At 64.4% G+C, this 14763-nt stretch carries 18 protein-coding genes; 9 read left to right on the forward strand and 9 right to left on the reverse strand.

Features of this window, described 5'->3' with window-relative positions:
- Positions 1 to 56 precede the first annotated feature (56 nt).
- The 3 genes from CEJ45_RS25305 (at position 57) to CEJ45_RS19040 (ending at position 1852) form a co-directional block, all read left to right on the forward strand.
- A complete protein-coding gene (locus CEJ45_RS25305; protein WP_088756598.1) occupies positions 57 to 677 on the forward strand; it encodes a response regulator transcription factor in 621 nt (206 codons plus the stop codon).
- A 209-nt stretch (positions 678 to 886) separates the two neighbouring features.
- Complete coding sequence (locus CEJ45_RS19035) at positions 887 to 1414, forward strand: hypothetical protein (RefSeq protein WP_088756599.1); 528 nt, start codon at positions 887 to 889, stop codon at positions 1412 to 1414.
- A gap of 9 nt (positions 1415 to 1423) precedes the next feature.
- Complete coding sequence (locus CEJ45_RS19040) at positions 1424 to 1852, forward strand: hypothetical protein (protein WP_088756600.1); 429 nt, start codon at positions 1424 to 1426, stop codon at positions 1850 to 1852.
- Positions 1853 to 1916: 64 nt separating this feature from the next.
- Here CEJ45_RS19040 and CEJ45_RS19045 read toward each other — a convergent pair whose 3' ends face one another.
- The 5 genes from CEJ45_RS19045 to CEJ45_RS19065 form a co-directional block, all read right to left on the reverse strand.
- The gene (locus CEJ45_RS19045) at positions 1917 to 2747 is read right to left on the reverse strand and encodes an AraC family transcriptional regulator (RefSeq protein WP_088756601.1); all 831 of its coding nucleotides are present in this window, start codon (positions 2745 to 2747) and stop codon (positions 1917 to 1919) included.
- Positions 2748 to 2923: 176 nt separating this feature from the next.
- Positions 2924 to 3457 carry a Dps family protein gene (locus tag CEJ45_RS19050; RefSeq protein ID WP_088756631.1) on the reverse strand — a complete coding sequence of 178 codons (534 nt, stop codon included), beginning with the start codon at positions 3455 to 3457 and terminating at the stop codon, positions 2924 to 2926.
- Positions 3458 to 3462: 5 nt separating this feature from the next.
- Positions 3463 to 4290: an alpha/beta fold hydrolase gene (locus tag CEJ45_RS19055; RefSeq protein ID WP_088756602.1), complete on the reverse strand. Its 828-nt coding sequence runs from the start codon at positions 4288 to 4290 to the stop codon at positions 3463 to 3465.
- A gap of 123 nt (positions 4291 to 4413) precedes the next feature.
- Positions 4414 to 4836: a DoxX family protein gene (locus tag CEJ45_RS19060; RefSeq protein WP_088756603.1), complete on the reverse strand. Its 423-nt coding sequence runs from the start codon at positions 4834 to 4836 to the stop codon at positions 4414 to 4416.
- A 12-nt stretch (positions 4837 to 4848) separates the two neighbouring features.
- Positions 4849 to 6732, reverse strand: a complete 1884-nt coding sequence (locus CEJ45_RS19065; protein ID WP_088756604.1) for an amidohydrolase — start codon at positions 6730 to 6732, stop codon at positions 4849 to 4851.
- 308 nt (positions 6733 to 7040) lie between these two features.
- Here CEJ45_RS19065 and CEJ45_RS19070 point away from each other — a divergent pair, with 308 nt between their 5' ends.
- The 5 genes from CEJ45_RS19070 to CEJ45_RS19090 all read left to right on the forward strand — a co-directional run bounded on the left by CEJ45_RS19070 (position 7041) and on the right by CEJ45_RS19090 (position 10279).
- Positions 7041 to 7730: a hydrolase gene (locus tag CEJ45_RS19070; RefSeq protein WP_088756605.1), complete on the forward strand. Its 690-nt coding sequence runs from the start codon at positions 7041 to 7043 to the stop codon at positions 7728 to 7730.
- 84 nt (positions 7731 to 7814) lie between these two features.
- Entirely contained in the window at positions 7815 to 7982 is a 168-nt protein-coding gene (locus CEJ45_RS19075; RefSeq protein WP_088756606.1) for a DUF1427 family protein, read from the forward strand.
- A 13-nt stretch (positions 7983 to 7995) separates the two neighbouring features.
- Positions 7996 to 8238 (forward strand): DUF1427 family protein, encoded by a 243-nt coding sequence (locus tag CEJ45_RS19080; protein ID WP_088756607.1) that lies wholly within the window; start codon positions 7996 to 7998, stop codon positions 8236 to 8238.
- Positions 8239 to 8256: 18 nt separating this feature from the next.
- Positions 8257 to 8652, forward strand: a complete 396-nt coding sequence (locus tag CEJ45_RS19085; protein WP_241517382.1) for a response regulator transcription factor — start codon at positions 8257 to 8259, stop codon at positions 8650 to 8652.
- A gap of 67 nt (positions 8653 to 8719) precedes the next feature.
- Positions 8720 to 10279 (forward strand): sensor histidine kinase, encoded by a 1560-nt coding sequence (locus tag CEJ45_RS19090; RefSeq protein WP_088756609.1) that lies wholly within the window; start codon positions 8720 to 8722, stop codon positions 10277 to 10279.
- A gap of 9 nt (positions 10280 to 10288) precedes the next feature.
- On the opposite strand, the gene CEJ45_RS19095 is transcribed toward CEJ45_RS19090, so the two are convergent.
- The 3 genes from CEJ45_RS19095 to CEJ45_RS19105 all read right to left on the reverse strand — a co-directional run bounded on the left by CEJ45_RS19095 (position 10289) and on the right by CEJ45_RS19105 (position 12505).
- Complete coding sequence (locus CEJ45_RS19095) at positions 10289 to 11191, reverse strand: helix-turn-helix domain-containing protein (protein ID WP_088756610.1); 903 nt, start codon at positions 11189 to 11191, stop codon at positions 10289 to 10291.
- Between the two features lie 115 nt (positions 11192 to 11306).
- Complete coding sequence (locus CEJ45_RS19100; protein ID WP_088756611.1) at positions 11307 to 11945, reverse strand: FMN-binding negative transcriptional regulator; 639 nt, start codon at positions 11943 to 11945, stop codon at positions 11307 to 11309.
- Positions 11946 to 12055: 110 nt separating this feature from the next.
- A complete protein-coding gene (locus CEJ45_RS19105) occupies positions 12056 to 12505 on the reverse strand; it encodes a PACE efflux transporter (RefSeq protein WP_088756612.1) in 450 nt (149 codons plus the stop codon).
- 139 nt (positions 12506 to 12644) lie between these two features.
- Between CEJ45_RS19105 and CEJ45_RS19110 the strand changes: the two genes are divergently transcribed.
- Entirely contained in the window at positions 12645 to 13550 is a 906-nt protein-coding gene (locus CEJ45_RS19110; protein WP_088756613.1) for a LysR family transcriptional regulator, read from the forward strand.
- A gap of 174 nt (positions 13551 to 13724) precedes the next feature.
- Here the strand turns inward: CEJ45_RS19110 and CEJ45_RS19115 are convergent, their stop codons facing one another.
- Complete coding sequence (locus tag CEJ45_RS19115; RefSeq protein ID WP_088756614.1) at positions 13725 to 14696, reverse strand: 3-hydroxyacyl-CoA dehydrogenase NAD-binding domain-containing protein; 972 nt, start codon at positions 14694 to 14696, stop codon at positions 13725 to 13727.
- Between the last annotated feature and the right edge of the window lie 67 nt (positions 14697 to 14763).

Genomic DNA, 14763 nt, shown 5'->3' on the forward strand with positions numbered 1-14763 from the left:
GCCATGAACGGCCCTGCTGGTGCAAGCATTTTCTCAACTGGCAGACGGATTTCAATATGGAAAGCACCGTATACGTCGTCGACGACGACGGGATGGTCAGGACCGCCCTGTTGAGACTCTTGGCCTCGGCCGGCATGAAGGCGCGGGGCTTCGCCTCGGCCGAAGAATTCCTGCAGGAAGCCCTGCCCGGCGAGCCCTGCTGCCTGCTGCTGGACATGAAGATGCCGGGTTCGGACGGCTTCGAGGTTGTGCGGCGGCTGGAGCACCGTGGCGATGCGATTCCGATCATCTTCATTTCCGGCTACGGCACCATTCCCGCCACGGTACAGGCGATGAAAGCCGGCGCCCATGAATTCCTGACCAAGCCTGTCGAGGAGGAGCGTCTGCTGGGTGCGGTACGGGAGGCCCTGGCGCTGGCCAGCCGCCAGTTGCACCTGCGGGTGGAGCATGCGGCCAATGCCTCGCGCCTGGAAACGCTGACCCCACGTGAGCGCGAAGTCCTGGAACTGGCCATCGGCGGCCTGCTCAACAAGCAGATCGCCACCGAGCTGGGCATCAGCGAAATCACCGTCAAGGTCCACAAGCGCCGCGTGATGGACAAGATGCAGACCAAGACCCTGGCCGACCTGGTGCGGGCGGCCGAGCGCTTGCAGATTCATTCGGCGCGGCAGCGGTGAGCCGGCATTCTGAAGGGCTGGCCGGTAGCCGCCTGTACCAGACCCAGGCAGACCGTATGGGCACGCATGCCGGGAGGCGATTGCCTTCGAAGGCCTTCGAAACTGACCCGCTTTTGCCGCGCTCCTGAACACATCGCATCTTCCCATCAGTAACCTGTGCGGCTCTGATAGCAGCCCGGGCGGTCTCCAGCACCGCCCGCACAACCACGATGGGCAATCTCAAGAACATCATTGGCGCGAGCGGTGAATACCTGTGCGGCATTGAACTCATGCGTCCGGTCATTGCATCGGCTTGCCTTCCTCGCGGCTTCCTGCCCGGAGAAGGCGGCTGCCTGTTCGAGGCGCTTCATTTCGGCGGAAAGGAACCGACCTATGACTATGTCGTGTATCTGCTGGATGCGACTGCACGCCGTCTCGCGCCCTTCTTTTTCCTCCAGGTCAAAACTACGCTCAAGCCTCCCGACATCACCGGCGCCTATGCCATGCGTTTCAGTGCGGCAGCAGTAGCACGTGCGCACGCCATGAAGACACCTTTCTTCGTGGGCCTCGTTGATCGCAGTAGCGCACGGCGGGAAAAGATCTATGTAAAGGGGATAGCCGCGCGCCAATCAAAGGGGATCGCAAGTCTTGCTCCACTGCATGACCTGGCCGAAGATGCAGTCAAGATCGCCATCTACAACGAGGTCTGCCGCGTCTGGGCGCTTCGCAACAATCCGTCCCTGACACAGCTCATCTGAGGAGTCGCCATGCCACGTTCCCGTCGTCATCAAATCGCACACCAATTTGCCGAGGGGCTTGTTGCGCAAATGCTGCAGCGTTCCGGCAGTGAATTTTTCCACGTGACACCTTCCCGATCGGCAGGGCATGCAGACCTTCTGGTAAGCCACGGTGACGGACTATGCGGCATCGAGGTGAGGTATGAAGAGCACGCCGAAGGTATCGAGCGAATCTGGACCGAATGGAAAGACGTCGTCCGCACATCCGGCATCAAGCAGCGCTCTGCGCTAGCGCGAACGATGAAGGCGATACGAGGGGAGACCAAGACAAATCAGTCGCATCCCGATGTCCATCTGGTCATCGTGACCGGCACGGGAGACAGGATCTATGCGGAGCAGATCATCGCGCCATTGTTGACGCCGGATGATCGTAGCCATGTTTCCATCCTGGGTGAATGAGCCTGGCATGGCCCTAGGGCCTGTTCACATTCAATCTGCGAGTGCGATTGAATGTGAACAGGCCCTACCCTTGCGCCCTCACCCACCTCATCGGCCCCACCCCCATCACCTGCTTGAACACCCGGCTGAAATGACTCTGGTCCGAAAAGCCGCATTCCAGCGCGATGACTGACATGCCCTTGCCGCTCTCGCGCAGCAGGCGGCAGGCCAGGGCAATGCGCTGGCGCTGCAGCCAGGCGTGCGGCGGCAGGCCGAAGCTGAGCTTGAAGGCGCGCGAGAAATGCGCCCGCGACAAGCCGCATTGCGCCGCCAGCTCGGCCAGCGTCAGGCGCTGTCCCAGGTGCGCCAGCATGTAGTCGCGCACCCGCGCCTGCTGCCATCCGGCCAGGCGGCCGCTGCTGCGCGGCGCGGGCTGGCCGCCGTAGTGCTGCGCCAGGTGCGTGTCCAGGGCCAGCGTGACGGTGTCGACAAAGACCGTGTCGCCATCGTTGGCGGCCTGCCCCAGCATGGGCAACATCGCCTGCACCAGGTGCCAGACCACCGGATCACGTACCGCCTGCCGCGGCTGCAAGGCGCTGATGCGGCGCCCGCCCTCCTCACTCCACTGTTCGATGGTGGCGCGCGGCAACTGCAGGCGCACGTTGTCGTAGGACGAGAGATGCTGGCAGCGCCACTGCTCGCGCAGGTCGGTGATGGCCATGTCGCCCACGCGGTGGCCGCCCGCATGTACCAGCTGCTGGCCGCGCCAGAGCTTGTGGTGGCGAAAATCCTGCAACTGCACGATGACCGAAAAGGCCTCATCGCCCGGGATGTCGAGCACCGGCGGCTGCGCTGGCGCAACCGGCTGGGCTGCACGGGCCAGCATGATGTCGTCCTGCAGGCGGAGGCGCTTCATGAAAGGAGACGGCAAGGGGTGGATCCAGCAAAAAAAGGATGGAAATGAACGGAAATATGGCGACCCGCTTCGCTGGCCGGCAGCCGGCCGGCCCATCGGCAACGGGGTGAAGGAAAACGCAAAAAAGGCAGAGCCGTCAAGCTCTGCCTTCCGCCACCAGCTTCAACGCTGGCCACTTACATCGAGGTCCGCCCCGACTCGAACAGGAACCAGGCACGTTGCTCGGCCTCATCGATCCAGTTCTCCAGCAGGCTGGCGGTGGCCACGTCGCCGTGCTCATCGCACAGCGCATGGGTGGCCATCATGAAACCGACCAGGCGCAGGTTGTCCTCGCGCAGTTCGGCCAGCATGTCGGAGGGCGTGACGAAGTCGGCATCGTTGTCGGCCAGCCGCTGCAGTCGGCCGACATGACCGGTGGAACGCAAGGTGGTCGCGCCAATCTTGCGGACCCGCTCGGCCACAGCATCGGTGATGGCGATGATCTGCCCGGACTGGTCGTCCAGCAGCAGGTGGTAGTCACGGAAATGCGGTCCCGACATGTGCCAGTGGAAATTCTTCGTCTTCAGGTACAGCGCGAAGATGTCCGCCAGCAGCATGGTCAGGGCGCCACCGATTTCCTGCGTGGCCAGCTCCGAGAGCGCACCGGGCGTGGCCAGCGGCGCCAGCCGGCGCTTTTCCAGCTGCTGGCGTTGGGTTGCGTCCAGGCTCATGGTGTTCACCCCTTCAGGAAGGCCAGCAGGTCTTCATTGATCTGGTCCTTGTGGGTGGCGCACAGGGCGTGCGGAGCGCCGCCATAGATCTTCAGCTGCGCGCCCGGCACCATCTCGGCCACCAGCTTGCCGGTGGTCTGGAAGGGGACGATCTGGTCGTCGTCACCGTGGATCACCAGGGTCGGGAAGTTGAATTTCTTGATGTCTTCACGGAAGTCGGTGCCGGAGAAGGCGGTCACGCAATCCAGCGTGCCCTTGAGCGAAGCCAGCATGGCGATGTTGAAGGTCTGCGCGAGCACGCCGGCGCTGACCGCATTGGCCTTGCCCGGACGATTGGTGCCGAAGAAGACGGCGGCGAAATCGCTGATGAATTGCGCGCGGTCCTTGAGCAGGCCCTCATTGATGCCGGCAAAGACTTCGGCCGGCACGCCCTGCGGGAAGTCCGGCGCCTGGCCGAAGATCGGGGTCACCGCGCCCAGCAGCGCGGCCTTGGCCACGCGCTTGGTGCCATGGCGGCCGATGTAGCGGGCCACGTCGCCGCCGCCCATGGAGAAGCCGACCAGGGTCGCACCTTGCAGGTCCAGCTTGTCCATCAGCTCGGCCAGGTCATCGGCGAAGGTGTCGTAGTTGTAACCGCTCCAGGGCTGGCTGGAACGGCCGAAGCCACGGCGATCGTAGGCGATGACGCGATAGCCGCGCTCGGCCAGGAAGTTCATCTGGTATTCCCACATGTCACCGTCCAGCGGCCAGCCGTGGCCGAAGACGACCGGTTGGCCGCTGCCCCAGTCCTTGTAATAGATTTCGGTGCCGTCGCGGGTAGTGATGGTGCTCATGGTGTAACTCCTTGTGAGATGGTGTGGAGAGGCAGTACAGGGGACAGCCGCCGCCCCGCAGATGGCAGGGCGGCTTGATAAAGATGAGGCAGGGAAAGAGACCGCAGTAAAGCGCCCGAATTCCTACTGCTGAGCCGGGGCATTGCCCAGTCGCCACTGGCCGGGCCCGCACAGCGCGATGGCCGTGAAGATCACCAGCAGCAGCCAGCCGAACTGGCCCTCGGCGATGCTCCAGCCGGGATGCACCGCCAGCATGGCCACCAGCAGCACGCCGATGATGGGCAGGCAGGCCAGGCGGGTGAACAGGCCCAGGGCGATCAACACCGGGCACACCGCTTCGGCCAGGATGGCGGACCAGAGCGATACCGTCGGGCCGAGGCCAAAGGGATCCTCGATGACGGTCAGCTCATGCGCGTAATGCATGAGCTTGGGCAAGCCATGCACGTAGAACAGCATGAAGCTGCCCGCTACCCGCAGGAACAGCAAACCCAGGTCCAGGGGCGGGACCGGGAAACCGGTCCGGCGAGCGGGATGGTGCGCTTGCATGGTCGCCCCCGATCAGAACGCGAAGCAGCTGCAACCCAACGCGCCCCAGAAGCCGGCGAAGTTGGAGACCGGAACGCTGGACTTGCGCGCCACGTCATGGGAGTGACCATGCACGCCGCACGAACCCGCGCAGGCATGCGGCAGCGCGGTCTTCTTCTGGCGGGCGGCAGCAGTCTTGGCGACGGCGCGATAGTGTCCCGGCACCTTGGCCACCGGAGACCATTCGGGCAAGACCGGGATCTCACCCGGACCATGCGAGGAGAACGGTCCGGCACCATAGACCACCTTGCCATCGACCACGGTCATGACCGATTCGATGGCCTTGATGTCGTCTTCATGCACGCTGAAGAAGTCCGCCGACAGCACCGCCAGGTCGGCCAGCTGGCCTGCCTGGATGCGGCCCTTCTCGGCCTGTTCGCTGGAGAACCAGGCGCTGCCTGCGGTCCACAGTTCCAGCGCGGTCTCGCGCGGCAGCCGGCCGGCCGTGCCATACAGCTTGGTGCCGCCCACGGTGCGGCCCGAGACCAGCCAGTACAGTGCAGTCCAGGGGTTGTAGCTGGCCACGCGGGTGGCATCGGTGCCGGCACCGACCGGCACGCCCATCTCCAGCATCTTGGCCACCGGCGGGGTGTATTCGGCCGCCTCGGCACCGTAGCGGTCGATGAAGTATTCGCCCTGGAAGGCCATGCGATGCTGGATGGCAATGCCGCCGCCCAGCGCCTTGACGCGCTCGATGTTGCGCACCGTGATGGTCTCGGCGTGGTCGAACATCCAGTGCAGGCCATCGAAGGGGATGTCGCGGTTGACCTTCTCGAACACGTCCAGCATGCGCGAGATCGATTCGTCATAGGTGGCGTGCAGGCGGAACGGCCAGCGGTTCGAGACCAGGTGGCGCACCACGCGCTCCAGTTCGTCTTCCATGCCCTCGGCCAGGTCAGGGCGCGGCTCCAGGAAATCCTCGAAGTCGGCTGCCGAGAACACCAGCATTTCACCGGCGCCGTTATGGCGCAGGAAGTCGTCCCCGTCACCGGGCTTGACCATCCCGGTCCACTTCTGGAAGTCGGCCAGTTCGGCCCCCTTGCTCTGGGTGAACAGGTTGTAGGCGATGCGGATGGTCAGTTGTCCGTCGGCGGCGAGCTTGTTGATGATCTGGTAGTCGTCCGGGTAGTTCTGGAAACCGCCGCCGGCATCGATGGCGCTGGTCACGCCCAGGCGGTTCAACTCGCGCATGAACTGGCGGGTCGAGTTGACCTGGTATTCCTGCGGCAGGGTCGGGCCCTTGGCCAGGGTGGCATACAGGATCATGGCATTGGGGCGGGCGATCAGCATGCCGGTCGGATTGCCCGAGGCGTCGCGCACGATCTCGCCACCCGGCGGATTGGGCGTGTCCTTGGTATAGCCCACCGCCCGCAGCGCGGCGCGATTGAGCAGCGCACGGTCATACAGGTGCAGCACGAAGACCGGGGTATCGGGGGCGGCCGCGTTCAATTCTTCCAGGGTAGGCATGCGCTTTTCGGCGAACTGGAATTCGGTCCAGCCGCCCACCACGCGCACCCATTGCGGATGCGGGGTACGGGCCGCCTGGTCCTTCAACATGCGCAGTGCATCGGCCAGGGAAGGCACGCCTTCCCAGCGCAGCTCCAGGTTGTAGTTCAGGCCACCACGGATGAGGTGCAGGTGGGAGTCATTCAGGCCGGGGATAACGGTGCGTCCGCCCAGGTCGATGACCTGGGTGGTGGCTTGCTTCAAACGCATCACGTCGGCGGCGCTGCCGACTTCAATGAATTTGCCGCCGCCGATGGCGACGGCCTCGGCGATGGGGTTTTGCTTGTCGACGGTGTGGAACTTGCCGTTCAACAAAATCAGGTCAGGGGTCACGCTGGCTGCGGTGGTCATGGAGGCTCCGGGCATGGGCTAGAACGATGAAGAGGGCGGATTGCGCATGGTGTGGCGTCGCCAAGGCGAACCGGAACCCATCTCATGCGCTTTTGTTGGTGCTTTTGTTGGTGCTTTTGTTGGTGATGGCAGTGTGCAAAAACGCGCTGCCAGCGTCTAGCTATACGAACAGATAATGGCAACGCCCTGCCCGCTTGCCTATGATCGCTTCCGGCAGCCTCACTCCCCTGCCGTGCCGCTGCGCACCGTCTCTCCCCGGCCATCGCAGCGGCTGACACTCCCACATACACTCCACCTATGGAATCATCATGACCACCAATACCAAACTCGACGTGCTGACCCCGACCAACTCCCAGCTCATCATCATCGATCACCAGCCGCAAATGGCCTTTGGCGTGCAGTCGATCGACCGCCAGGTCCTCAAGAACAACGTCGTCGCCCTGGCCAAGTCGGCCAAGGTGTTCAACATCCCGACCATCATCACCACCGTGGAAACCCAGGGCTTCTCCGGCTACACCTATCCGGAACTGCTGTCGGTCTTCCCCGATCACGACATCCTGGAACGCACCTCGATGAACTCCTGGGATGACCAGAAGGTGCGCGACGCCCTCAAGGCCAACGGCAAGAAGAAGGTGGTCGTGGCTGGCCTGTGGACCGAAGTCTGCAACAACAGCTTCGCCCTGTGCGCCATGGCCGAAGGCGACTACGAGATCTACATGGTGGCCGACGCCTCCGGCGGCACCTCCAAGGAAGCCCACGACTACGCCATGCAGCGCATGATCCAGGCCGGCGTCATCCCCGTGACCTGGCAGCAGGTGATGCTGGAATGGCAGCGTGACTGGGCCCGCAAGGAAACCTACAACGCCGTCATGGACATCGTGCGCGAACACTCGGGTGCCTACGGCATGGGCGTGGACTACGCCTACACCATGGTGCACAAGGCCGAGCAGCGTCCGCACGGCAACCAGAAGACCCTGGCACCGGTGCCGGCCAAGTAAGCCATCCCGGTCTTTGACACCGCCGCGCTCCCGCCATGCATCGGCCGGGCGCGGCGTTGTCCCATCTTCACGAGGAGCCGGGCCATGTCCGCTTATCTGATTTCCCTGGGCGCCGGCATCCTGATCGGTGTCGTCTATGCGCTCTTCAAGGTGCGCTCCCCCGCGCCTCCGGGCATTGCCTTGATCGGCCTGTTGGGCATGGTGCTGGCCGAGCGCATGGTCAACGGCCTGGGCCCCCTCTTGGGCCACTGATGCTGGAGCACGCATGAAACCCTACCTGATTTCCCTCCTGATGGGCCTGCTGGCCGGCCTGATCTACGCTGCCCTGCACGTGCAATCACCGGCACCACCCATCATCGCCCTGTTGGGCCTGCTGGGCATGTTGATCGGCGAGCAACTGGTGCCCATCGTGCGCCGCAAGCTGGCCGGTGAACCGCTGAGCGCATCATGGTTCCACCGCGAGTGCATGCCCAAGATCACCGGCACGCCGCCGCCGGACGGCCAATAAACCACCTGGCAGACGATGATGAGCGAAGAGGAAAACACGCCACCATCCCAACGCACCATCGCAGTGATCGATGACGATCTCGGGGTCCGCGCTGCCTTGTGCAACCTGCTGGATTCGGCCGGGTACCGCCATTGCAGTTTCGACTGCGGCGAAGATTTCCTCACCAGCACCTGCCTGCCGGTGGCGGCTTGCGCCATCGTGGACCTGAACCTGCCAGGGATGAACGGCTTCGAACTGGCCGAGCAATTGCGTCTCCTGCGCCCCGACCTGCCGGTACTGTTCATCTCGGCGCAGGCCGCGGCGCTGCAGCGCCAGCGCGCCACCGACATGGGCCTGGCGCTGCTGGCCAAGCCGGTCGATGCCGATACCCTGCTGGTGCTGCTGACGGCCACCCTGCTCTACGGCCCACCGTAACGCACATCCGGCGCGCCAATGCGGCACAATGCGGCCTTGACCCCGCCATCCTTGCCTGGAGACCCGCTTGCCGTCCGATCCGCGTCCTTCCGATGACGACGACGCCCTGCTGCACACCTTGTGCGACTTGTCGGCGCTGCTTGACCCCATCCTGCTGCAACCCGCCATCACCCGCGCAATGTGCCGCCTCGGGGCTGCGCGGCGCTGCCTGCTGCTGCGCCATGAGGCGGGCCTGGCACTGATCCAGGCCGAAGCGCGCTACGATGGTTTGCACGTCTGCAACAGCCAGCGCTACTGCATCGCCCAGCCCGCCGACCTGCAGGGTGCCAAGCTGACCCTGGTGCTGAACCACCGCGGCCAGGCGCTGGGCGAGTTGCTGCTGTATTACGACGATGCGCCCGGCGCGGCCATGCTGCGGCGGGTGCAGCATCTGGCCGCCCACGCCGCAGTGGCCCTCTCCAATGCCACCGAGCACGCCCGGGCACTACTGGAAAAGGAACAATTGCTGGTGGCCGAACGCGAACTGCGCACCAGCCAGGAACTGCTCAAGCAAGGCGAGCGCTTCAACCATACCGGCAGCATGCGCTACCTGGTGCGCGAAGACCTGATGTTCTGCTCCGACGAGCTGTGCCGCATCTATGGCCTGCCGCCAGGACGCAAGTGCATCACCTATGACGAATTCGCGGCCATCATGCATCCTGATGACCGCCAGGAAGTCATCGAGACCGTCAATGCCGCCGTCGCCATGGGCGGCACCATTCGCGTGGAACACCGCATCTGCCGCCAGGATACGGGCGAGGTGCGTTACCTTTCCGGGATCGGCAAACCGGTATGGATGGATGGCACCTTCACCGAATACATGGGCACGGCCACCGACATCACCGTACGGCGCCAGGCCGAGTATGCGATCCGTGCGGCCCAGGTGGACATGGAGCGCGTGGCACGCGCCAATACGGTCGGCCAGCTGACGGCGTCGATCGCCCACGAGATCAACCAGCCGCTGATGTCCATCGTTTCCAATGCCGGGGCCAGCCTGCGCTGGCTGAACCGGCCCCAGCCCGATCTGGAGCATGCACGCGCCAGCCTGCGCGACATCATCAGCGAAGGCCAGCGCGCCGGCGGCATCATCAGCAGCTTGCAAAATCTCACCCGCAATCGCTCACCCCAGTTCGAGCGCCTGAACCTGCACGCGCTGATCCGCCATACCCTCATGCTCTCGCGCAGCGAGCTGGAGCAGCGCGAAGTGACCCTCGCGCTATCCCTTGGACCCGCCGACGTCCACGTGCTGGGCGATACGGTGCAATTGCAGCAGGTACTGCTGAACCTGGTGGTCAATGCCATCGATGCCATGGCGGCGGTCCCCGAAAATGCCCGCACGCTCGCCATCAGCGCCAGCTGCTGCAACGAGGAGCGGGTGGAAGTGCAGGTACGCGATAGCGGCGAGGGCATCTGTGCCGAGGCCATGCCGCGCATCTTCGACGCCTTCTACACCACCAAGGAAAACGGCATGGGCATGGGCCTGGCGATCTGCCGCTCCATCATCGAGACCCATCGTGGAAGATTGCGTGTGGCCGCCGCCGTGCCGCAGGGCAGCGTGTTCAGCTTCGACCTGCCGCGCGTGCCCTGAAGCCGCCGGTCAGCGCAGCCGGCGGCGCCAGGCACCCGGCGTACTGCCCACGATCTGGGAGAACACGCGGCTGAAGTGACTCTGGTCGTAGAAATTGCAGGCTACGGCAATCTCGGCCAGCGACAGCGTGGTATGGCGCAGGTATTCGCGTGCCATCTCCACGCGCTGGGTCATTAGCCACTGGTGGGGGGTGTGGCCGGTCGTGGCCTTGAATGCCCGCAGGAAATAACTGGCCGACATGTTGCATTCACGGGCGATTTCCGGGAGGGACAGCTGGTCCTGGCCCTTCAGCAACAGCATCTGCTTGGCGCGCTCCTCATGCACGCGCGACAGGCGCACATTGACCGGCGACGGCAGGCCGGCACCGCCATAGCGTTTGAGCAGGTGGGTGCCCATGGCCAGGCCGAGCTGGTCGACGAAGAGCTGGCTGTCGGTATCCGGCAGCGCCAGTGCCGGGGCCAGGGCGGCCGCCAGATGCGCCAGCACCGGATCATCCTGGCCGGTGACGGTGGCAAGGCCGCTGACCTTGCGGACGCGCAGGTCATCGTTGACCGTGGCAAACCACGACAGTGGCAGTTCCACCAGCAGGAAATCGAAGGGCCCTTGCAGGTCGGCCCGGTAGTCTTCGGAAAAATCGCGGGTATAGACGGCGCCGCGTCCGAAACCGAACTGCGCGCCCTGGCGCCCGCGGAAGATGCTGCGGCGATGATGCTGGGCCATCGAGATGCCCACCAGGAAGCCCCGGTCAGAGGCCGGTGTATAGACTTGCGAGACCTCGCGGCTCTCGACCCGCTTGCGATAGAAGCTGAACTGGCTGCCCTGCAGTTCCTGGCTCTGCTTGAGCGTGGTGGCCGAGCAGCCCAGCGAATCACTGCGCACGGCAAGCATGGCGGGAGCGGACACGGCATTCATGGGTGACCTCGATCAAATCGGCAAGTCCGGAAAGGGTGTGCGGCAGCCCTCTGGCCGGATTGTACACAGCCGCGCATCCTTGCGGGCAGGAACAGCGCACCCTCGTCGTCCGGGCTCATGATTGCTTGCGGGCAGCCTCGGCCAGCATGGCCTGGCCGATCTCTTCATGGCCGCGCTCGACCAGGGTCCGGCCGGCGCCTTCGATATCGCGCACGTCCTTGTTCTGGCTCAGCTTGCGCTTGCCCTCCAGGCGCGTGATCTCGATCTCGATGCCGACGATGGCCTTGAGCAGGGTGTCGGTGAAATCGGCCGGGGCGTCGGACATCTTCCATGGCTTGGCCTCGCCGGCCTCGTGGGTGCGGGTCAGGCGTGCCACCACGCCGCGCAGGTAGCGCTCGTCATCGTGGATGGTGACGCGGCCATGGGCATGCGCCACGCTGTAGTTCCAGGTCGGCACCTGGCGATGCGCCTCGTGCTTGCTGGGATACCAGCTCGGCGAGACGTAGGCGTCGCCCGCCGAAAACACCACCAGCACTGAATCGCCATCGGCCAGCTCGCGCCACAGCGGATTGGCGCGCGCCACGTGCAGGTGCAGCGTGCCCAGCGCACCCCGGGCGGGATCGAGATGGCAGGGAAGGTGGTTGGCATCGAGCCCGCCGGCCGTGTGCGAGACCAGCACACCGAAGGGATGTTCAGTGATCAACTGATGCAGGCTGGCAATATCCTGATCGGCGAAATGCGCGGGAATGTACATGGCATGATCGTCCGCTGGGTTGAGTAGCGAACTATTCTATAGCATCCTCATCATCGACGGGAACAAGTTGTGGCCAGCGTTGCAGCCAGCCACATTGCAGGCGACGGCGCTCAGCGCGCCTGGGCCGCCTGGCTGCTGACCGGCATGGCCGAGCTGGGCAGGCCGAAGATGCGATCAAAGCCGAGGTTGAACAGGTATGTATAGATCATGAAGAAGACGATCAGCCCGAAGTCCAGCACCAGCGCCTCCCACAGGCTGATGCCCAGCCACCAGGCGAACAGCGGCACCAGCATCACGACCAGGCCACCCTCGAAGCCCAAGGCGTGGGCGGCACGGCGTGCGAAATTGCGGCCACGGCGCGGCTGGCGCGCTTCCCAGCGTTCGAAGAGACCGTTGAAGATGAAATTCCACACGAAGGCAATGGTCGACGAGGCCACGGCGGCCGCCGACGCATGGCCACTGTCGTGCCCCGCGAAGACGCTCAGCCCGACGGTGGTGAAAATGATGGCCAGCCCCTCGAAGAGGCAGGCATAGACCAGCTTGCGTTTGAATCCTTGCATGATGTGCTCCTGAAGACTGCGACGGGCCAGTGCTGGCCGCGCGATGGAAAGCATTCTATGATGAAGTTTTTGATGAATGAAGTCGGCTTCTTTCAGTTTTACTGACAGGTCAACCGACCGCATTGCATAAGGAACGGCAATGGCTTTCTCAAGTGACAACGTCCGGGTGTTCCTGGCCGTGCTCGACAGCGGTTCATTCTCTGCGGCTGCGCGCCAGCTGGGCCGTGTGCCCTCTTCGGTCAGCATGACCATCAGCCAGCTGGAAGCCGAACTCGACCTGGTGCTGTTCGACCGCACCGCACGCGACGCCCGCCCCACCGAGCTGGCGCGCGCGCTGGAGCCGGACGCGCGCCTGCTGGCCAGCACCCTGCGCCAGCTCGACGCCCATGCCCTGGCCATGCACCAGGGGCTGGAACGCAAGCTCACGCTGGCGGTGGCGCCGGAACTGCTATCGGTACCCTGGGCCAAGCCGCTGGCGGTGCTGGCCCAGGAGTTCCCCTCGCTGGAGGTGGAGGTGCTGTCCTCGCCCCAGGCCGACGCCATGCGCATGCTCTATGACGATACGGCGCAGCTGGCGCTGGTCTTCGAGCGCCACGCCGGCAATGACCGCGAGGCCTTCCAGGAATTCAGCAGCGAGATGATGGTGGCGGTGATCGCCCCCGACCATCCGGCGCGGCTGCGCAAGAAGCGCAAGCTGCGCTATGAGGACCTGTACGACATCCGCCAGATCGCCGTAGCCAGCCGCGATGCCAGCATCTCGGACCCGCGCTTCTTCCTGGCGCGCCACCTCTGGCGCACCGACAACCACCTGGCCACGCTGTCGCTGGTGCGCGAGGGACTGGGCTGGGCCTACCTGCCGCACAGCCTGGTACAGGCGCAGATCGAAGCCGGCACGCTGGTGGTCATCGACTTCGACAACATCAGCAACCAGCAGCGCATGTGGGTGGATGTGGTGTGGAACAAGGACCGGCCCCTGGGACTGGGAGCGCAACGCTTCATTGCCCTCATGCGCGACATGGCGCCGAGCCGGCGCAAGCGCAAATAAGGCCGCAAGCCGTACAGACGGGCCGGAAAATCGTTCGGACTGGGGAGGCCTGCCAGGGTCGGCGCGAAGACGCTACCCAGTCCGAATGCTGATTTTCCTGAAAAGGACAGCCTTTCATTTTTCTAAGTTTTTTTGGAGAGCTGCCTTAGAGAACAAATTCCAAAAACTTAGTTTTCATGGAATGAACCTGGTCTTGCCCTTGGCCGCCAGCAACTGCACCAGCAACTGGTCACGCTCGGCTGCGATGTCGGCAGATGTCTTCCCGCTCATCTGCTCCTGCACCCCCGAACGAATCTGCGCCTTGAGCGCATCGGAGATGGACGGCGTCCCCAGGTCGGCCCACCAGCTTTCGATCGGTGGCCCCAGGTGATCCAGCATGTGGCCGATGCCGCCCTCCCCGCCCGACATGTGCAGGTTGAGATAGGGGCCCATCAAGGCCCAGCGCAGGCCGGGGCCGTAGGCGATGGCCGTATCGATGTCTTCGGTGCTGGCCACGCCCTGTTCGACCAGGTGGAAGGCCTCGCGCCACAGCGCCGCCTGGAGCCGGTTGGCGATGTGTCCCTTGACCTCCTTGCGCACGTGGATGGCCTTCTTGCCGATGGCGGAGTAGAAGTCCAGCGCGGCCTGCACTGCCTCCGGCGAGGTTTGTACACCGCCGATCACTTCCACCAGCGGGATCAGGTGCGGTGGATTGAAGGGATGGCCCAGCACCACCCGGCCGGGATGGCGGCAGGCGGCCTGCACCTTGCTCATCAGCAGCCCGGATGAACTGGACGCCAGCACCACGTGGGCCGGCAGGGCTGCGTCCATGCGCCGGAACAGGTCGATCTTGAGGTCTTCCCGCTCGGGGCCGTTCTCCTGCACGAAGTCCGCACCGTCGAGCGCCTCCTCCAGCGAGTCAGAAAAGCGCAGGCGCTCGGGGGAGGCGCCCGGCGCCAGTCCCAGCAGCTCCAGGCTGGGCCAGTGGCGCGCCACGGCGGCACGCAGCTTGGCTTGCGCGTCCGGCATCGGGTCGGTGGCCGAGACCTCCAGCCCCCGCGCCAGGAAATAGGCGGCCCAACTGGCACCGATCACGCCGGTGCCCACCACCGCCACCCGGCGCACCTCCTGTTGGCCGGGCTGGCTGCCGCTTGCTGATGCTTGCATCTGTGTCTCCTCTGTTGATGGGCTCCAATGAAGCCGGGTCGGTTTTGAATATTCTTGGTAAATCTCG

The organism is Herbaspirillum aquaticum (assembly GCF_002213425.1).
Taxonomy (GTDB): domain Bacteria; phylum Pseudomonadota; class Gammaproteobacteria; order Burkholderiales; family Burkholderiaceae_D; genus Herbaspirillum; species Herbaspirillum aquaticum.